Below are 18,678 nucleotides of genomic sequence, written 5' to 3' on the forward strand. Positions count from 1 at the left end.
ACTCGAAGGGGTGCGTGCGGCGAGTAAAAAGCCTCGCGTCCGGCCGCGTCAGTCGGCGGTGACGCGGACGACGCCGTAGCGCGGGAGCGTGAGGGAGACGATGCCGTCCGCGACGGTGTGCGTCTCGGTCGTGGGCGTGACGCGCTCGGGGTCCTCGTAGGTGTTCTCGGCGGTCATCTCCTCGGCGGCGAGCGTCGTCACCGCCACCTCGTCGTGGCCGTCGAGGAGCGCGTCGCCGTCGAGTTCGATGTCGACGTCGCCGCGGCCGGCGTCGCGGTGGACGAGGAGGACGGCGGCGTCGTGCCCGTCGGGGTCGTCGACGGCGACGGCGTCGACGGCGGGTGCGTCCTCGACGGGGTCGAGCGTGCCGAACCACTCCGAGGTGTCGGCGCCGAACGTCGCCGCCGTGGAGAACGTCCCGCAGGTGAGGTCGACGCCGACGGGCGTGCCGCCGGCGAGCGAGAGCCCGAGGCGCTGGCCGTAGTAGCAGGGTTCGGCGTGCGTGCGCTCACGAGTCTTCCGGATGCCCGCGCCGTGGTTGCCGACGCCGGAGTGGGTCACCATGCGGACGAAGCCGTCGCGGATGCAGGCGGTGACGATGGACGCGTCGAAGACGGCTTCGGTGATGGAGGAGTTTCGCGGCAGGTCGTCCTCGGTCATCGCGTCGCCCTCGGCGCCCTCGTCGAAGCGGGTGAACAACTGGAGTTCGGTGATGGCGAGGTCGGTTTCCCCGAGGCCGGCGTCCTCGCAGTCCGCGCGGACGGCGGCGTACTCCTCGCTGAGTTGCTCGGCGACGCCCGTGTGGGCGTTGTAGAGCTCGACGGGGTCGGTGCTCGCGTCCGCGTGCGCTTCGAGGAGCACGTGGTCGGTGAGCCAGTCGAGGTCGTCGCTCGCCGCGAGGAAGGGGTCGTTCCAGTCGGTGAGTCGGTTCCCGCAGGCGAACACTTCGATGTCGTCGTCGACGGCCGCCATCGCCTCGCGGAAGCGCGCGAGGCGGTCCGCGTAGCCGTCGGGCGTCGTCCACGTCACCTGCCATGGGCCGTAGACCTCGTTGCCGACCTCCCAGTAGGTGACGTCGTAGGGCTCGGGGTGGCCGTTGGCGGCGCGGAGCGCGCCCATCTCGGTCTCCTCGGGGTCGCCGTTGCAGTACTCGACCCAGCGCGCGGCCTCGCCGGGCGTGCCGTTGCCGGCGTTCAAGCACACCATCGGCTCACAGCCCACGGCCTCGCAGAACCGGAGGAACTCGTCCGTCCCGAAGAGGTTCGGTTCGATGCCGTCCCATGCGGGGTTCGGCTTCGTCGGGCGCTCCTCGACGGGGCCGACGCCGTCGCGCCAGTGGTACCCCGAGACGAAGCTCCCGCCCGGCCACCGGAGGACGGGGAGGTCGGCGTCGCGGAGCAACTCGACGACTTCGGGGTCGGCGGTGTCGACGTGGTCGTCCGGGTAGCAGCGAACGTGGTCGAGGACGAGGTTCGCGTCCGCGTCGGTGGTGACGCTGAAGCCGAAGACGGCGTCGTCGGCGCAGTCGTAGTCGGCGACGTCGAGGTCGAACTCGCGGGTCGCCATCGCCGTGTCGGCGCGGACCGTCGTCTCGGCGACGGGGTCGCCGAGCGCGCCGTCGGCGTCCGTCTCGTGGACCGCGAGGCGGACCGTCGTCTCGTCGGTGGCGCGGAGGGCGACGTCGCCCTCGAACCGCTCGGTCCGGTGGAGCGGGAGGTAACACCACTGCGCGATGCCCGCGTGCCCGCGCGCGCCCTCGGTCTCGATGCGCTGGGCGCGGTCGCCGGCGGTGCCGACGTCGGGGCTGGTGCGGACGCCGTCGCCGTGGTGGAACCACCAGAACGCACAGCCGTCCCGATAGGCGGCTTCGAGGCGGTCGGCCGCCGGGAGGTCGTGCGTCTCGACGTACGTCCGGATGCGCTCGTCGATCTCGTCGTAGTCGTGGACGGCGCCGCGCCCGCCGTCGGCGTCGTAGGTCTCGTGCTGGAACTTCCACGAGCCGACGGTCGGGTTGAACAGCGTCTGGGCTTCGAGGGCGTTCTTCACGCGCCACGGCGAGTAGAGGTGCTCGACGAACTTCCCGAAGAGCTCGTCCGAGACGTCGTGGTCGGCGCGCCGGTCGGGGTCGAGGCTGACGGTCGCGGTTCCGTCGCCGCCGCTCGTGTGGCGGAGGAGGTCGGCCATGCTTTCGTGTGTCACGGAGGGCCCGTAAATAGCTATGCCGACCGGCCGACTCTACCGGCTCCCGTCGCGTGGCCGTTTCCCCGTTCTGAACGACCGTCCGACGATTCGATGCAGTCGTCCCGGAAACGACATCAATCATTAACGTTAATTATTTATATTGACGAGAGGTGGCTGTGAACACATGTCGTCCGACCCACCGCACGAGGAGAGCACGGAGTCCGAGCGCACCGGCCTTTCCCGACGCCAGTACCTCGCCACGCAGTCCCTCCTGGCCGCCGGCGCCGTCGCCGGCGCGGGGAGCGGCGTCGCGTCCGCCGACGACGCCGACTCGCGCACGCCCGTTCGGAACACCGTCTCCGTCGACACCGACGAGCGCTCCGAGGAGACCGTCCCCGACACGCTCTTCGGTCGGCTGAACGAGCACTACGGCGACGCCACCATCTACCCCGGCGTCTACTCGCTGCACGCGATGAACCCCACGTTCTGGCGGGTGCCGGACTACTGGTTCGGCGACGGCATCGACACCTTCTACGACGTCGACCGGGACGACGTACTGCCCTATCCGTGGGAGCGTGTCGCCGGCGACGGCGTCGACGTCGCCCACCGGACCGACGGCGAGCACGTCGCCGGCGGGGAGACGCCGCACGGCGCCGTCGGCTACCCCCGCATCACGCTCGACGACGCGAGCGGCGGCCTGAAACAGCGCATCGTCCTCCCGGACCAGCGCACGCTCGGCTACGACCTCGGCGTCTCCGTGCGCGGGAGCGTCGACGCCGTCACCGTCGCCATCGAAACGCTCGACGGCGACGTCCTCGCGGCGGAACGCCTCGGCGTCGAGGCGGAGTGGACGCGCCACGAACCGACGCTCGAACTCGACGAGCGCAGCGGCGACCAGTACGTCGGCGGCGCCGTCGCGAACGTCCAGACCCCCTACGGTCAGTACGCCGTGACGTTCACCGCCGAGGGGACCGGCCACTTCGACGTCGACTTCGTCGAACTCGCCGCCGACGACGCCGTCAACGGCAAGTTCAACCCGTACACGGTCGAGCTGCTCGCGGAGCAGAACGGGACGTGGCTGAAGTGGCCGGGCGGGAACGTCACGAGCCAGTACAACTGGCGCGACGGCGTCGGCCCGCTCGCGGAGCGGACGCCGCGCTTCAACCACGCGTGGCAGGGGATGCAGCCGAACTTCTTCGGCACCGCCGAGTACCTCGAACTCTGCGAGGTCGCCGACCTCACGCCCGAAATCACCGTCGGCTGGTGGGACAACCCGCCCGAGTGGGCGGCCGAGCGCCAGATACTCCCCGAGGACGCCGCCGACTGGGTGGCGTACGTCAACGCCGACGCCGACACGGAGATGGGGTCGCTGCGCGCCGACCACGGCCACCCCGAGCCGTGGGGCGTCGAGCACTGGGGCGTCGGCAACGAGGTCTGGGGCGACTGGCAGTGGGGCCACACCAGCGACGCGGGCGAGTACGCCACCGGCTCCGAGGAGCGCATCGGCTTCGACGCCTACTCGGAGGCGATGCGCGACGTCGACGACTCCATCACCGTCATCGCGAGCGGGTGGGACCCGGCGGAGGCCGCGCACGCGGACAACCCGTGGAACGAGACGCTGCTCGAGGAACTCGACCCCGACCTCCTCGACGGCCTGAACATCCACCGCTACCAGTGGGGACTCGACGACGCGGACGCCGTCGAGTCGTGGAAGGCCGAACACGACGCGGACGACTGGGACTACAACGAGGTGATGGTGATGGCGGCGACCCAACTCGGCGACCAGCTCGCCGGCCTCGGCGACCTCGCGGACGAGAAGGGGTACGACGACTTCTACCTCAACCTCAGCGAGCTCGGCATCTTCCCGACGGTTGCGTCGGGCGCGCCCTACCCCGGCCCGGAGACGATGCCGGGCGCGTCGTACGTCGCGGGCGCGCTGAACGCCGCGATTCGCCAGCCGGACACCGTGGAGTGGGTCTCCCAGACGTGGGTGCCGACGAAGTCGTGGGTGCCGGTGAAGACGACCGACTACCCGCCGGACCCGAACCCGCTCCGGCCCGACGGGTCGGTCACGGGGCTCTACTCGGCGGTCTTCGAGGAGGATACCGAGTGGAACTCGGTCGGCGTCGCGACGACCGGCGCGAGTCGCGACCTTCCGGACACGGGCCCGCGAATCGAGCCGATGTCGGACGTTCCGTACGTGGACGCCGCCGCGATGCAGGCGCGCCGCGGCCGCGAACTCGCGGTCTTCCTCACGAACCGCAACCTCCGGACGGACAGCGAGGTGTCGGTCGAGCTCGGCGAGCGCTACGCGGACTGCGCGGTCGAGCTCGTCCAGCTCGCGCCGTCGGCGTCGGAGCGCCCGCTCCCGCACGCCCTCCCGACGTCGTGGGACGAGCCGACGAACTACACGGTCGAGCACGTCGTGCGTGAGGTCGGCTCGGACGGCACGTTCGCGCTCTCGCTCGAGCCGGCCTCGGTCGCGCGCCTCTACGTCGACGGTGACCGGGGGCGCGCCGACGTCATCGGCGACAACGGCGTCTGGCCCGGCCTCGACGGCGTCGAGGACGTCCCGATAGAGAACGAGCGGAAACCCGGCCGCCGGAAGGGGCAGGACGACTCCCCACCCGGCAAGTCGGAGCGGGGCGGTCGGGGGAAGGGACAGAAGTAGTCGGCCCTCCTTCGACTCCGTGGCCGCCGCGAAATCAGGAACAGCAGTATAGGTGTAAAGACGGTGGGTTCATCGAAACGAAACACACCGTATGCAATGATGGAAAATTACATTCCCGGTCGTGCGACCCGTTACCTGCATCACAAGTCTTTGGGGAACATTTATTATGGATAGGGGGCCTACTCCGAGTGTGATGTCTGATAACACAGTGGGGAGTGCGGATGCCCGTACCGACCAGCGACAGGCGTCGAGCGAACGGACCGGCCGACGACGGTTCCTCCAGGCGGCGGGCGTCGCGGGGGCCGTCGGCCTCGCCGGCTGTTCGGGAATAACCGGCGGCGGTGGCGGCGGTGGTGGCGGTGGCGGTAGCGGGATGGAGCTGAGCTACTGGACCCTGTTCGGTGGTGGTGACGGCGAGGTCATGAAGTCCATCATCGACAAGTTCAACGAGGAACGCCCGCTCGGCGAGGACGTCACCATCAACCGCCAACGGACGCCGTGGGAAGAGCACTACAACCGTCTGTACACCGCGATGACCGGCGGGTCGCCGCCGGACCTCGCCATCTCGCACGCGTCCTACCTCCGCCGGTTCAAGCCGACGCTGAACGACATCAGCGGGATGCTCTCCTCGAATAACTACGTCGACCAGATCCTCAGCGCCTGCCAGATCGACGGCGGCACGTACGCGGTGCCGATGGACTCCCACCCGGTCGGCCTCTACTACAACGTCGACATCCTCAACGAAGCCGGCGTCGAACCGCCGATAGAGAACTTCCAGCAGTTCGAGGAGGCCTGTAACGCCATCCTCGAGAACACGGACGCGAAGCCGTTCAGTCCCGACCCGTACTGGGGCGGTGGCGGTGGGTTCCGTCAGTGGTTCATGGGTCTCAACCAGTACGGCGGACAGATGTTCAACGACGACATGACGGAGGCGGTCTTCGGCGACGAAGCCGGGACCAACTCCCTCGACTTCCTCGCGAGCGTCTCCGGCGAGCGCAACTGGGACACCCCCGACATCTCGGCCGACCGCGTCGCGCAGAGCTTCCGGAACGGCTCCGTCGCGATGACGGTCAACGGGACGTGGTACGTGAACGTCATGCGCGAGCAGGACTTCGAGTGGGGCTTCGACAAGCCGCGCGTCTTCCCCAACGCCGACCAACTGCGCACCACCGCGGACAGCCACACCATCATCGTCCCGCAGCAGTCCGACGCCAGCCAAGAGCGGATCGAGACCTCCGTCGCCGCGGCGGAGTGGATCACGCAGGAGAACCCCTCGTGGGGCTCGGAAGCGGGCCACCTCCCGGCCTACAGCCCCATCCTGAACGGGGACGCACTCCCGGAATCCGACATCTGGAACAAGACGCTGAAGCCGTTCAAGGAGATGGCGGAGGACGGCCAACTCGCCTACTGGCCCCAGCCCGAGAGCGCGAACCTCTACGACACCACCAACTGGACGTGGATCACCGACGCGTACTCGCAGAACATCTCGGTGGATCAAGCCATCCAGAACGGCGTCGAGAACTGGACGTCCACCATCCAGTAACCCATCTCTCACTAGCTCATTATGTCAGCTATCGACCGTTTCAAAGGAGGTGGGGGGTTCCTCTCGAACGTCAGCCGCTCGCGCAAGGAACTCATCGAGGGAATCCTCTTCTCGCTCCCGTACCTCGTCATCTTCGGGACGTTCCTGCTCTACCCGCTCCTGATGGGCGGCTACATGAGCCTCTTCGAGTGGAACGCGTTCTTCCCCTCGCGCTCCGAGTTCATCGGGCTCGGGAACTACACCCACCTGCTCAACGACCCGCAGTTCTGGAACGCGCTCGGGAACACGCTGTACTTCTCGTTGCTCACCGTTCCGTCCATCGTCATCGTCGGCCTCGGTCTCGCCCTCGGCGTCAACAGGGACATCCGGGGACGGGGCGTGCTCCGCGCGATATTCTTCAGCCCGTACATCCTGACGGTGTCCGTCGCGGCCGTCGTCTGGACGAACCTCTACTCGACGCAGTACGGCGTCATCAACTACTACCTCGGACTCGTCATGTCCAACCCGCCGCAGTGGCTTCAGTCGTACTTCTTCGCGATGCCGTCCATCGCGATCACGACGGTCTGGTGGCTCGTCGGGTTCAGTTTCGTCATCCTGCTCGCCGCCCGCCAGAGCGTGCCGGAGTACCTCTACGAGGCCGCGAAGCTCGACGGCGCGGGGACGTGGCGCATGTTCCGGGACGTCACCGTCCCGCAGATGCGTCACGCGATTTTCTTCGTCGTCGTCATCAACCTCATCTGGGCGTTCCAGGTGTACGGCCAGCCGTACGTCATGACGTCCGGCGGCCCGGGGCAGTCGACGGTGACGCTGGTGATGTACCTCTACGAGGCTGCGTTCAACCAGCAGAACTTCGGCTACGCCGCGACTATCGGATACGTCCTGACGGCGATCCTCGTCGTCGTGTCCATCCTGAACTACTACCTCATCGGAGGCGACAATGAGTAACGCAACCACCACCCGTCTCGAATCGGTCCTCCCCGGAGAGATCTCCGTGCGGAGTGTGCTCGTACACGCCGTCATGTACGGCGCGGCGCTGCTGTTCCTCGTGCCGTACATGTACATGATCTCGACGTCGCTCAAGACGCCGCAGGGCGCCGTCGCGGCGGGGATGAACTGGATCCCGGACCCGGTCTCGCTGCACGCGTACGCGGGCCTACTCGCCGACTCGCTCATCATCGGCTGGGCGTTCAACACGCTGCTCATCGCGTCGATCACGACGCTCCTCGTGTTGATCGTCGACTCGATGATCGCGTTCGCGCTGACGCGCCTCGACTGGCCGGGCCAGCGCTACGTCCTCGGGCTGATCATCGCGAGCTTCATGGTTCCGGGCTTCGTGAACATCATCCCGCTGTACATCCTCATCTCCGACCTCGGGTTGCTCAACAGCTACCTCGCGGTCATCCTGCCGTTCGCGGCCGGGCCGCTCGGCGTCTTCCTCCTCGCGCAGTTCTTCCGCGAGATCCCCTACGAGATTCAGGAGGCCGCGCAGCTCGATGGCTTCTCGAACTGGCGCATCTACACGCGGATGATCCTCCCGCTCTCGCGGTCGATCCTCTCCGCGCTCGCGCTGTTCATGTTCGTCTGGAGCTGGAACCAGTTCCTCTGGCCGCTCATCGTGCTTCAGGAGCAGGCGATGTACACGCTCCCCATCGGGATCGTCGTCCTCCGGGACAACTTCACCTACCAGCCGTCCGTCACGATGGCGTCCGCCGTCATCGCGTCGGGACCGCTGTTCATCCTGTTCCTCCTCCTGCAGGAGCAGTTGATGTCCGCCGTGGAGATGCAGGGCGTGACGTAACGCCCTCGTCACCCCGGCGCGACGCCACCGGTCGGCGTCGCACGCGAGGGTAACCTACTTACTGGCGCACCCGTACGTTTAGCGTAATGAGATCAGTCGACACGAAGACGGTCTATCGGTCCTTCTTCGACGCGGTCGGGTTCTTCTACGAGAACGGCCCGCGACTCATCCTCGTGAGTCTGCTCTGGTTCCTCTGCTCCCTCCCGGTCGTCACGCTCGGGCCGGCGACGCTCGCCGCGTACGCCGCGATCCAGTCGCTCAGGGAGGGGTACAGTATCGACCGCTCGCACGTTCGCGCGACGCTCCGGCGCCACGGCCTCTCGGCCGTCCTGCTGACCGGGGTTCCCGCCGTCTTCCTCGGCATCTCGGTCCTCTACGCCCGGCAGTACGTGGTGTCGCGCTCGGCGCTGACGCTCGCACTCGCCGTCGTCACGACCTACGTCGCCGCGTACACGTGGCTCCTCCTCGTCCCGACGTTCGTGGGGCTCGCGACCGGCGGCGACCTCGAACCCGAGCTCAGGTCGGCCGTCCGCTGGACGGGGCAGAACGCCGTCTCGGCGGTGATGGTGGCGATGGGGACGCTCCTCGTCGCTATCGTCACGGGTCTGCTGACGGTCGCGTTCGCCCTCGTCTTCGCCGGCATCGCCTTTTCGTTCCACCTCGAGGTGCTACTGGGGCCGGTGACCGAGCAGCCAGAGGACGCGTCCTCGCCGTACGAGGAATCGCGGCGAGACTGATACGGGGCGGGAGAAAGAGCGAGGCCGTCGCGCCACGTTACGTCTGCTGTGTCACTTGCTCGCTGGACCTCGTGGAGATGGGCGTTCCGGTGTCCGTCATGATGTTCTCGCCGCTCGCCTTATCGAAGACGTGCATCTTCTCCTCGTCGAAGGAGACGGTGAGTTCGTCGCCCTCGTCGTGTGCGTGGTCGCCCATGATGCGCATGGTGAACTCGGTGTCCCCCGCTCGGAGGTAGAAGTAGTTGTCGTCGCCGACGGGTTCGTGGACGTCGAGCATCGCGCGAATGGCGTTGACGGAGTCGGGGTCGGCGAAGTGGATGTGCTCGGGGCGGATGCCGAGGACGAGTTCGTCGTCGGTGCGCCGCTCCTCGATGCGCTCGGCGACCCCCGAGGACACCTCGTAGGAGAACGCCTCACCTTCGAGGCGGTTCCCGACGAGTTCGACGTCGAAGAAGTTCATCGACGGCGAGCCGATGAAGTCGGCGACGAAGAGGTTCGCGGGCTCGTCGAACACCTCTGCGGGCGTGCCGACCTGCTGGAGCTCGCCCTGGTCGAGGATGACGACGCGGTCGCTCATGGTGAGCGCTTCCTCCTGGTCGTGCGTGACGTAGACGGTCGTCGTCTCGAGGTCGTCCTGAATGCGCTGGAGCTCGATGCGCATGTGCGCGCGGAGCTTCGCGTCGAGGTTGCTGAGCGGCTCGTCCATGAGGAAGACGTCGGGGTCACGGACGATGGCGCGGCCGGTCGCGACGCGCTGCTGTTGGCCGCCGGAGAGGGAGGCCGGCTTCTTCTCGAGCTGGTCCTCGATCCCCATCATCTCGGCGGCGTCCTCGACGCGCTTGGTGATCTCCTCGTCGTCGAGGTCGGACGTGAGCTTCAACCCGTACGACATGTTCTTCCGCACGGTCATGTGCGGATAGAGCGCGTAGTTCTGGAACACCATCGCGACGTTCCGGTCCTGTGCGGCGATGTCGTTTACGACGCGGTCGCCGATGGTGATTTCGCCGTCGGTGATGTCCTCGAGTCCCGCGAGCATTCGGAGGAGCGTGGACTTCCCGGACCCGGACGGGCCGACGATTGTGACGAACTCGCCGTCCTCGATATCGAGGCTGAAGTCCTCGACGGCGACGATGTCGCCGTCGTACATCTTCTTGACGTGGTTAAATCCGACTTCGCTCATGGTTTCCACTATACCCTTCGTCGGATAGTACATAATTGTTCTCCATTGTTACAGTGACACATCCCGGGAATCCCTCCCACTGGCGGGGCGACGGAGACGTTAAGTTCCTCTACTCCTATGAATAATCATGGAGTTATCGCGTCGCGACGCCATCGCCGCCCTCGCGGCCGCCGGAATCGGTGTCGGGGGCGCCGCCGTCTACACCGTGTCCGACGACCGCCCCGCTGACGGGGGCGGGGGACTGACGGCCGACGAACCGATCGGCACGCTCGTCTCGCTCGCCGACGTCCTCTACCCCTCCTCGGTCGAGGGCACCGCCGAGTTCGTCGAGACGTACGCAACTGGTCGCTTCGAGGACGACGACGCGCACCGCTCGCAGGTGATGGACGCCGTCGCCGTCCTCGACTCGCGTGCGAAAGCGGAGGCCGGCGCCGCGTTCCGCCGCCTCTCCGTCGAGGAGCGTGACGACGTCCTGCGCGCGCTCGGCCAGCGACACGCCGACCCCGACCCCGACGGGAACGACCGCCAGCGCGTCCGGTACTACCTCGTCAACGACCTCCTCTACGCGCTGTTCTCCTCGCCGAAGGGCGGCGCGCTCGCGGGAACGGAGAACCCGGCCGGCTACCCGGGCGGCCTCGGCGCCTACCAGCAGGAGCCGAGCCTATGAGCGCGAACGACACGCCCACCATCGACCGCTCGCCCTCCGAGCGCGCCGACGTCTGCGTCGTCGGTGCCGGACCGGCCGGCGGCCTCCTCTCGCACTCGCTCGCGAAGCGCGGCCACGACGTCGTCGTGCTTGAGGCCGGCCCCCGATTCGACCTCCAGAGTCGCCTCCGCCGGATGGAGCGCTCGCTTCGTCCCGCCCACGACCGCAGCGACGTCTGGGACATGGGCGGCGCGCGCGACGCGTTCACGTCCTCGGGGAGCGTCTCCTACCCGCTCAACACCACGCGCGTCAAGGGCGTCGGCGGCACGACGCTGCACTGGATCGGCTACACGCCGCGCCTCCACCCGAAGGACTTCGAGATGGACTCCCGCTACGGGCTGGGCGTCGACTGGCCGCTCGACTACGAGGACGTCCGCCCCTACTACGCGGACGTGGAGGCCGAGATGGGCGTCTCCGGCGGCACGGACAACCCCTTCGCGCCGCCGCGCGAGGAGTCGTTCCCGATGGACGCCTTCCCGCCGAGCTACTCGGACACGCTGTTCGAGGAGGCCTGCGACGAGCTCGACATCACGCTCCACTCCGTGCCACAGGCCCGCAACCACGAGTCCTACGACGGCCGGAGCGGCTGTGTCGGCTACGGGACGTGCATGCCGGTCTGTCCGTCGGGCGCGAAGTACAGCGGCGACGTCCACATCCGGAAGGCCGAGTCCGAGGGGGCGCGCGTCCTCGACCGAGTGCCCGTGCAGCGCCTCGAGCACGACGACGCGGGCGAGACGGTCGAGGCCGCCGTCTACGCGACGCCGGACGGGACGGAGCACCGACAGGAGGCCCGCCAGTTCGTCATCGCCTGCGGCGCCGTCGAGACGCCGCGTCTCCTCCTCCTCTCCGAGTCCGAGCAGTATCCGAACGGGCTCGCGAACACCTCCGACGCGGTCGGGCGCTACTTCATGGAGCACGCGCTCGTCGGCATGGGCGGCCGCCTCGACCAGCCGACGAAGCAACACCGCGTCGGCTTCACCACGTCGGTCACCCACCAGTTCTACGACCACGAGGAGCCGACGCCGGGGAGCTTCTTCGTCGGCCTGCTGAACTACGCGGGGCCGACGACGGTCGGTGCCGCGCTCTCCGACGGGTCGTGGGGCGACGAGTTGGCGTCGACGCTCGCGACGCGCGTCGGCGGCTACGTCGGCACCGAGGCGCTCGTCGAGCAGCTCCCGCGCGAGGACAGCAGGGTGACGCTCGACACCTCGAAGACGGACGACCACGGGAACCCGGTCCCGGACGTCTCGTGGAAGATCGGCGACCATGCCGTGGAGACCGCGCGCAAGGCCCTCGACGTCCAGCGCGACATCATGGACGAACTCGGCGCGACGGTGACGTACGCCGCGAACCCCACGCAGCCGTGGGCGGGGAGCCACCCGATGGGGACGACGCGGATGGGCACCGACCCGAGCGAGAGCGTGGTGGACGAGCGCTTGCGCACGCACGACCTCTCGAACCTCTCCATCGCCTCCAGCAGCGTCTTCCCGACGGGCGGCGCGATGAACCCCACGGTCACCATCGGGGCGCTCTCGCTCAAGGCCGCCGACCACATCCACGCGGACCTCTGAGCCCTACCCACCCCTCCGCCGTCGTGCCCTCCGAAAGATAGAATAGGATCGCCGGTAGTTACACCATTGATAATGAACGAGGCGCTACACGCTCGCGACGCGACGCGCACGCTCTCGGGTCGCTGGGCGTTCATCACGGACCCCGACGACGCGGGACTCGACGAGGCGTTCTACGAACCCGACGCCGCGTGGCCGGACGCCCGCGACGTCTCCGTCCCCCACTCGTGGCAGGAGGAACCGGACCTCCGCGAGTACACCGGCGTCGGCTGGTACCGCCGGACGTTCGACGCCGACGCGCTTGCGGCGGGCGACGAGCGCGTCTTCGCCCGCTTCGGCGCCGTGGACTACGAGGCGACCGTGTGGGTGAACGGCGAGCGCGTCGGCGACCACACCGGCGGGTATCTCCCCTTCGCCCTCGACGTGACCGACGCGCTGACCGCCGGCGAGAACACCGTCGTCCTCCGCGTCCGCGACCCCGAGGACATCTCGGAGATCCCGCACGGCAAGCAGGGCGACCCGTGGTACACGCGCGTCAGCGGCCCGTGGCAGGCCGTCGACCTCGTCACCGTCCCCGAGACGCGCGTCGCGGCCGTCCGCGTCACCCCCGACCTCGAGGACGACACCGCCCGCGTGGCCGTCACCGCGTCCGACGACAGCCCGACCGACGTTCACGTCACCGTCGCCGACGACGCCGGCGACCCCGTCGCGAGCGAGTCGGCCGCGCTCGACGGCGAGACGGCGTCGCTCGAGCTCGCGATTCCGGACGCCGACTACTGGACGCCCGACGACCCGGCGCTCTACGACGTCGAAGTCCGCCTCGCGGCGGGCGGCGAGACGCTGGACGAGCACACGGACACCTTCGGGATGCGTAGCGTCTCCCGCGAGGACGGCGACCTCTACCTCAACGGCGAGCCGTTCACGATGCGCGGCGCGCTCGACCAGGCGTTCTACCCGGACACCTACTACCGGCCTGCCGACCTCGAGACGTTCGAGCGCGAGATACGGACGGCGAAGGAGCTCGGGTTCAACCTCCTGCGCAAGCACATCAAGCCCGCCCATCCGGCGTTCCTCGACCTCGCCGACCGCCTCGGCATCCTCGTCTGGGAGGAGCCCGCGAACCCCGCCGTCTACTCCGAGCGCTCGAAGCGCGAGGTCCGCGAGCAGTTCGAGGCGATGGTCGCCCGCGACTACAACCGCCCCAGCGTCATCGCGTGGAGCCTCTACAACGAGGAGTGGGGCATCGGCCACCACGACGACGAGGAGCCGCTCTGGACGGACACGGAGAAACAGGACTACCTCGAGGCGTTCTACGCGGACGCGCGCGAACTCGACGCGACGCGCCTCGTCTGCGACAACTCGGGGTGGGCGCACGTCGCGACCGACCTCAACGACTACCACGAGTACTTCGTCGCGCCCGACCGCGTGGACGCGTGGCGCGAGAAACTCGACCACATCGTCGAGCACCCCGAGGAGAACTACGGCGACGTCCGCGCCGACCCCGACGTCCCCCTCCTCGTCTCCGAGTTCGGGACGTGGGGGCTCTGCGACGTCTCGCGTCTCGAAGACCGCGACGGTGGCGACCCCCACTGGTTCGACCACGACTTCCTCTCGGGGATGAAGCGCCCCGCCGGCGTCCGCGAGCGCTTCGCCGAGAGCCCGGCGGCGGACGTCTTCGACTCGCTCGACGCGTTCGCCGAGGCGTGGCAGCGCCGCGAGTTCCAGTCCGTCGAGCCGATCATCGCGGACATGCGCGAGCACGAGGGCGTCGCCGGCTACGTCATCACCGAGCTCACGGACATCGAGTGGGAGTTCAACGGCATCCTCGACTACGGGCGCGAGGAGAAGGTCTTCCACGACGAGTTCGCGCGACTCAACGACCCCGTCATGCTCCACCTCGCGCCGTCGCGCCACGCCTTCGAGGCGGGCGAGCGCGTCAGCGCGGACGTCGTCGTCGCGAACGACACCGCCGAGCCCTACGAGACGACGCTGGAGTGGTCGGCGTTCGGCGAGACCGGCACCGTCGACGTCGCCGTTCCGGCCCACGAGCAGACCCGTCTCACGGACGCCGTCACGGTTGAGGCGCCCGCCGTCTCGGGGCTCACGGCGGCCACGCTCTCGGTGACGGACGGCGAGCGCACCGCGAGCCGCGACGTCGCGGTCGACGCCGCCCACGACGCGCCGCCCGTCTCCGTCTTCGTCGAGGACGACGGGCTCGGGGACGTGCTCGCCGAGCGCGGCTACGCGACGGCCGACGTCCCCGGCGACGCCGACGTCTCGGTCGTCACTGCCGTCGACGCGACGCTCCGCGAGTTCGTCGAGCGCGGCGGACACGTCGTCGTGCTCCCGGACGCCGAGGGCGAGATGGCACCCGTCGAGGACGTGACGTACACCGCGCTCCCCGAGGAGGAGAGCTGGAACCTCTGTGCGGGCGTCCTCTTTCAGGACCTCCTCCCGGAACTCGACGCGGTGCCGGGGTGGGCGTTCTCGGACCTCTACCCGTACGCGTACGTCAGCGACCTCGAACCGGCCGACGACGTGTCGGTGGGCTACGTCGAGGGCTGGATCGAGAACCCCGGCGGTGCCGTCGTCTCGCGCTCGCTCGGGGACGGGCGCCTCGACGTCTGCACGCTCCGCGTGACGGACGCCTACGACGAGAACCCGGTCGCGCGCGCCGTCCTCGACCGCCTCCTCGCCGAGTGAGGCGGGGCGTTCCACACATATTTATTGCGCACTCCGCGCACTAGCCGCTATGGAGTTCGACGACGTCTTCGATTCGTTCGCGGAGCGCGACTGGCAGACGACGACGGAGGGGACGGTCCGGTTCGCCCTCGTCGGCCTCGGGTGGTGGACGGTCGACGAGGCCATTCCGGCCATCCGGGAGACGGACCTCTGTGAGGTGTCGGTGCTCATCAGTCGCTCCGTGGAGAAGGCCGAGCGCTACGCCGAGGAGGCGGACGTCCCGCACGCGATGTCGGGGGACGACTTCCACGACGGCGCGCTCGCCGAGGAGTACGACGCCGTCTATATCGCGACGCCGAACGCCTACCACCGCGCGTACGTCGAGACGGCCGCCGACCTCGACAAGGCGGTGCTCTGTGAGAAGCCGATGGCGGAGAGCGTCGAGACGGCCGAGGCGATGGTCGAGGCCGCCGAGGGCGGCGACGTCCCGCTGATGGTCGCCTACCGGATGCACACCGAACCGGCGGTCCGGCGCGCGCGCGAGCTCGTGGAGGCGGGCGCCATCGGCGAGCCCGTGCAGGTGTACGGGAACAACTCACAGCCCATCCTCTCGCTGATCGACGACCCGAACCAGTGGCGCCTCGACCCGGACGCGAGCGGCTACGGGACGTCGATGATGGACCTCGGCATCTACCCGATCAACACGGCGCGCTTCGTCCTCGGCGCGGACCCGGTGCGCGTGCAGGCGCAGATGGCGTCCTACGACGAGGCGTTCGCGGACGTGCCGGACGAGCGCTCGACGGCGACGGCGGTCTACGAGGGCGGCGTGCACGCGGCGTTCACGGCGACGCAGAACGCCTACGACGACACGGAGTTGACGATCACCGGCACCGAGGGGCAACTGACGCTCTCGCCGGCGTTCCACATGGAGTGTCGCCTCGAACTCGAGCGCGAGGGGTATTCGGTGTCGGCGGAAGCCGAGGACGTGAACGAGATGACCGAGGAGTTCGACTACTTCGCGGACCGCGTCCTCTCCGACGAGCCGGTCTACGCGGACGGCGAGCACGGCCTCTACGACATGCGCGTCCTCGCGGCGCTCCACGAGTCCGCCGAGTCGGGCGAGACGGTCGCGCTCGACTGAGCGCGCCCCCCGAACTAGCAGCCGCTTCTGCCGGTATCGTCGGACGACCGCACGGCCTGTGACGCCGTCTTACGGGAATACTGACGTAAAGTACCCCGAATCGGCGTCCGATGAAGCCGGAACTCATTTCTCCATCGCTCCGACTCGAACGGTACGCACTAGTCATCTATGCGTCGCTGTAATCCGGTAACTGGCGCCGAGAAACGAGACGCGGGTGTAGAACCCGCTCACACGTACTATCCGGAAGCGGCGGAACGAAGAAGAGGCGTCGCGCGTGCGACGCCGACCGACGGGTCGAACGGCGGGGGTCGCGATTGTCTCGTCGTCGCTCAGGCGAGCGGGAGGAGCGTCGAGTAGACGATGACGATGATGAGCGCCGCGACCGAGAGGATGGACGTGACCGCCGTCCACGTCTTGAGCGTCTCCATCTGCGTGAGGCCACCGATCTCCTTGACGATCCAGAAGCCGGAGTCGTTGTACCAGGAGGTCGTGATACCGCCCGCGCCGATGGCCATGACGAGGTAGGCCGGGTGGACGGTGAGCTCGGGGACGAGCGGCGCCATGATCCCACCGGTGGTGATCATCGCGACGGTCGCGGACCCCTGCGCGATGCGGACGATGGCGGCGATGAGCCACGCCGTGACGAGCAGGCCGATGCCGACGCCGCTGAGGGCGTCAGCGATGACCATGCCGATGCCGGAGGCGGCGAGCATCGCACCGAACGCGCCACCAGCGGCGGTGATCGCGGCGATGTTACCACCGTTCTGGAGGGCTTCGGTGAGTTCGTCCTGCCAGACCTGACGCGGGAAGTCGTCCATGCGCAGGTAGGTGAGCGCGGCGACCATCGCGGCGACGGTCAGCGCGAAGTTCGCGTCACCGATGAAGTTCGTGAACGGCTGGACGGCCGCGAGCGACGGGTAGATGTCCTTGAACGTCGTGACGAACGTGCCGGCGGCGATGAACGCGACGGCGACGAGGATCGGGAGCAGGGACTCGAAGAAGCCGGGGAGGCTCTCCGTGGACTTCTTCGCCTGCTCTTCGAGGTCTTCGGCGGTGGTGCCCATCGACTCCCGGAGCGGGATGTCGATGCGCGTGTTGATGAAGCGGCCGTAGGCGACGCCGGCGATGAGCGCGGACGGGATCGCGACGGCGAGGCCGATGACGATGGTCGTACCGAGGATCGAGGTGCCCTGTCCGAGTTCCTGGGCGACGGCGAGCGGGCCGGGCGTCGGCGGGACGAACGCGTGCGCGGCCGTACCACCGCCACCGACGACGGCGATGTAGAGCGCGTAGTTGTCGCCGATGCGGGCCCGCATGGAGCGCGCGAGCGGCGCCATGAGGTAGAAGACGTTGTCGAAGAACACCGGAATCGCGAGGATGGTGCTACTCCCCCAGAGCGCGAAGTCGGCGTTCTTGTCCGAGACGACGGACTGGAACGACCGGACGACGCGGTTGGCGGCGCCCGATTCGGTCATCGACTTCCCGATGATGGCGGCCATCAGGATGGGGATACCGATACCTGCCATGTTGTTCCCGAACGCCGTCGCGACGTCTCCGGGTATCGAGCCGAACGCGATATCCGGGAGGAGCGCTGCGTTCACGACTCCGACGACGAACGCCGAGATGACGAGGCCGACGAACGCCGGGAGGTCCCACACCACGAGGAGCAGGACGACGACGGCGACGCCGATCAGTAACGCTGCGAGTGCTGAGAGTGTTGGTGACATCGCTCTATCTCACGAACGATAATCCCACCACATAAAAATTATGCAATACGGGACATGGTGTTACTATGGGAAAATGATTATTTTCAATTATTGACGGTGGGTTTTATCAGTGGGGAGTCGTTACCCCCGTTCATGCATCGAGGACTCGTCGTCGTCGAAGAGTCGGAGGCTCACGCGAACCTCCTCCGCGAAGCAGCAGAACACGCACGCGGCGCGGACGCGCCGCTCACCATCCTGACGTTCGCCACCGAACGCCACCTCAGCTCGGACGCCGAGAAGTTCGAGGCGCTCGGCGGCATCGAGGGCGTCACCTACGACAACGAGGCGGAGTTCATCGACGCCGCCGAGGACGCCCTCGGCGACTACGTCGCGGACGCTCTCGACGGCCTGGACGTCGAGTACGAGGTCGCCGTCCGCGTCATCGACGGCGGCTACGGGACCGCGACGCTCTCCGCCGCCGACGACTACGACTGCGACCATATCTTCGTCACCGGCCGGCGCCGCTCGCCCGCCGGGAAGGCCATCTTCGGCGACTGGATCCAGCGCGTCCTCCTCGACTTCGACGGCTACGTCACCGTGCACACGGAGTCCGAGGAGTAGCGCACTCCGCGCCGTTCACTCGTCGCGTCGCTCACTCCCCATGCTGGTGAGCGAACGACGCGCGGGCCCGACTAGAATCGCCAAGCAAGCGGCTATCCGTCCGTTTCTCGTCCACCAGACATAACTCCGTCGAAACGGCGCGAG

13 protein-coding genes are annotated in these 18,678 nt (G+C 68.1%); 10 read left to right on the forward strand and 3 right to left on the reverse strand.

Annotated features, from left to right (window positions below; all coding sequences use genetic code 11):
* Positions 1–48 precede the first annotated feature (48 nt).
* Positions 49–2,184: an alpha-L-arabinofuranosidase C-terminal domain-containing protein gene (locus tag EFA46_RS11130; RefSeq protein WP_123077446.1), complete on the reverse strand. Its 2,136-nt coding sequence runs from the start codon at positions 2,182–2,184 to the stop codon at positions 49–51.
* 181 nt (positions 2,185–2,365) lie between these two features.
* Between EFA46_RS11130 and EFA46_RS11135 the strand changes: the two genes are divergently transcribed.
* From EFA46_RS11135 to EFA46_RS11155, 5 genes are all read left to right on the forward strand, one after another.
* Complete coding sequence (locus EFA46_RS11135; protein ID WP_123077448.1) at positions 2,366–4,852, forward strand: alpha-L-arabinofuranosidase; 2,487 nt, start codon at positions 2,366–2,368, stop codon at positions 4,850–4,852.
* A 193-nt stretch (positions 4,853–5,045) separates the two neighbouring features.
* Positions 5,046–6,395, forward strand: coding sequence for an extracellular solute-binding protein (locus EFA46_RS11140; protein WP_148040694.1), 1,350 nt, complete (start codon positions 5,046–5,048; stop codon positions 6,393–6,395).
* Positions 6,396–6,416: 21 nt separating this feature from the next.
* A complete protein-coding gene (locus EFA46_RS11145) occupies positions 6,417–7,340 on the forward strand; it encodes a carbohydrate ABC transporter permease (protein ID WP_123077452.1) in 924 nt (307 codons plus the stop codon).
* The gene (locus tag EFA46_RS11150) at positions 7,333–8,193 is read left to right on the forward strand and encodes a carbohydrate ABC transporter permease (protein WP_123077454.1); all 861 of its coding nucleotides are present in this window, start codon (positions 7,333–7,335) and stop codon (positions 8,191–8,193) included. Before EFA46_RS11145 ends, EFA46_RS11150 begins: the two co-directional genes overlap by 8 nt.
* Positions 8,194–8,279: 86 nt before the next feature.
* Complete coding sequence (locus EFA46_RS11155; RefSeq protein WP_123077456.1) at positions 8,280–8,930, forward strand: DUF624 domain-containing protein; 651 nt, start codon at positions 8,280–8,282, stop codon at positions 8,928–8,930.
* 37 nt (positions 8,931–8,967) lie between these two features.
* On the opposite strand, the gene EFA46_RS11160 is transcribed toward EFA46_RS11155, so the two are convergent.
* Complete coding sequence (locus EFA46_RS11160) at positions 8,968–10,110, reverse strand: ABC transporter ATP-binding protein (RefSeq protein ID WP_123077458.1); 1,143 nt, start codon at positions 10,108–10,110, stop codon at positions 8,968–8,970.
* 127 nt (positions 10,111–10,237) lie between these two features.
* On the opposite strand from EFA46_RS11160, the gene EFA46_RS11165 reads away from it, so the two are divergent.
* The 4 genes from EFA46_RS11165 (at position 10,238) to gfo6 (ending at position 16,207) form a co-directional block, all read left to right on the forward strand.
* Entirely contained in the window at positions 10,238–10,777 is a 540-nt protein-coding gene (locus EFA46_RS11165) for a gluconate 2-dehydrogenase subunit 3 family protein (RefSeq protein ID WP_123077460.1), read from the forward strand.
* The gene (locus tag EFA46_RS11170; RefSeq protein WP_123077462.1) at positions 10,774–12,387 is read left to right on the forward strand and encodes a GMC family oxidoreductase; all 1,614 of its coding nucleotides are present in this window, start codon (positions 10,774–10,776) and stop codon (positions 12,385–12,387) included. Before EFA46_RS11165 ends, EFA46_RS11170 begins: the two co-directional genes overlap by 4 nt.
* A 72-nt stretch (positions 12,388–12,459) precedes the next feature.
* On the forward strand, positions 12,460–15,087 hold the full coding sequence (locus EFA46_RS11175; protein ID WP_123077464.1) for a glycoside hydrolase family 2 protein: 2,628 nt from the start codon (positions 12,460–12,462) through the stop codon (positions 15,085–15,087).
* Positions 15,088–15,136: 49 nt separating this feature from the next.
* On the forward strand, positions 15,137–16,207 hold the full coding sequence (gfo6, locus tag EFA46_RS11180) for a D-xylose 1-dehydrogenase Gfo6 (protein ID WP_123077466.1): 1,071 nt from the start codon (positions 15,137–15,139) through the stop codon (positions 16,205–16,207).
* Positions 16,208–16,536: 329 nt separating this feature from the next.
* Here the strand turns inward: gfo6 and EFA46_RS11185 are convergent, their stop codons facing one another.
* Positions 16,537–17,934, reverse strand: coding sequence for a GntP family permease (locus tag EFA46_RS11185; RefSeq protein WP_123077468.1), 1,398 nt, complete (start codon positions 17,932–17,934; stop codon positions 16,537–16,539).
* 132 nt (positions 17,935–18,066) lie between these two features.
* On the opposite strand from EFA46_RS11185, the gene EFA46_RS11190 reads away from it, so the two are divergent.
* Complete coding sequence (locus EFA46_RS11190) at positions 18,067–18,534, forward strand: universal stress protein (RefSeq protein WP_123077470.1); 468 nt, start codon at positions 18,067–18,069, stop codon at positions 18,532–18,534.
* The last annotated feature ends 144 nt before the right edge of the window (positions 18,535–18,678 follow it).

The organism is Halarchaeum sp. CBA1220 (assembly GCF_003721175.2).
Taxonomy (GTDB): domain Archaea; phylum Halobacteriota; class Halobacteria; order Halobacteriales; family Halobacteriaceae; genus Halarchaeum; species Halarchaeum grantii.

Excerpts from the sequence above, each read along its gene's own strand:
- EFA46_RS11130 (WP_123077446.1), bottom strand. The coding sequence starts at position 2,184 with ATGGCCGACCTCCTCCGCCACACGAGCGGCGGCGACGGAACCGCGACC.
- EFA46_RS11135 (WP_123077448.1), top strand. The coding sequence starts at position 2,366 with ATGTCGTCCGACCCACCGCACGAGGAGAGCACGGAGTCCGAGCGCACC.
- EFA46_RS11140 (WP_148040694.1), top strand. The coding sequence starts at position 5,046 with ATGTCTGATAACACAGTGGGGAGTGCGGATGCCCGTACCGACCAGCGA.
- EFA46_RS11145 (WP_123077452.1), top strand. The coding sequence starts at position 6,417 with ATGTCAGCTATCGACCGTTTCAAAGGAGGTGGGGGGTTCCTCTCGAAC.
- EFA46_RS11150 (WP_123077454.1), top strand. The coding sequence starts at position 7,333 with ATGAGTAACGCAACCACCACCCGTCTCGAATCGGTCCTCCCCGGAGAG.
- EFA46_RS11155 (WP_123077456.1), top strand. The coding sequence starts at position 8,280 with ATGAGATCAGTCGACACGAAGACGGTCTATCGGTCCTTCTTCGACGCG.
- EFA46_RS11160 (WP_123077458.1), bottom strand. The coding sequence starts at position 10,110 with ATGAGCGAAGTCGGATTTAACCACGTCAAGAAGATGTACGACGGCGAC.
- EFA46_RS11165 (WP_123077460.1), top strand. The coding sequence starts at position 10,238 with ATGGAGTTATCGCGTCGCGACGCCATCGCCGCCCTCGCGGCCGCCGGA.
- EFA46_RS11170 (WP_123077462.1), top strand. The coding sequence starts at position 10,774 with ATGAGCGCGAACGACACGCCCACCATCGACCGCTCGCCCTCCGAGCGC.
- EFA46_RS11175 (WP_123077464.1), top strand. The coding sequence starts at position 12,460 with ATGAACGAGGCGCTACACGCTCGCGACGCGACGCGCACGCTCTCGGGT.
- gfo6 (WP_123077466.1), top strand. The coding sequence starts at position 15,137 with ATGGAGTTCGACGACGTCTTCGATTCGTTCGCGGAGCGCGACTGGCAG.
- EFA46_RS11185 (WP_123077468.1), bottom strand. The coding sequence starts at position 17,934 with ATGTCACCAACACTCTCAGCACTCGCAGCGTTACTGATCGGCGTCGCC.
- EFA46_RS11190 (WP_123077470.1), top strand. The coding sequence starts at position 18,067 with ATGCATCGAGGACTCGTCGTCGTCGAAGAGTCGGAGGCTCACGCGAAC.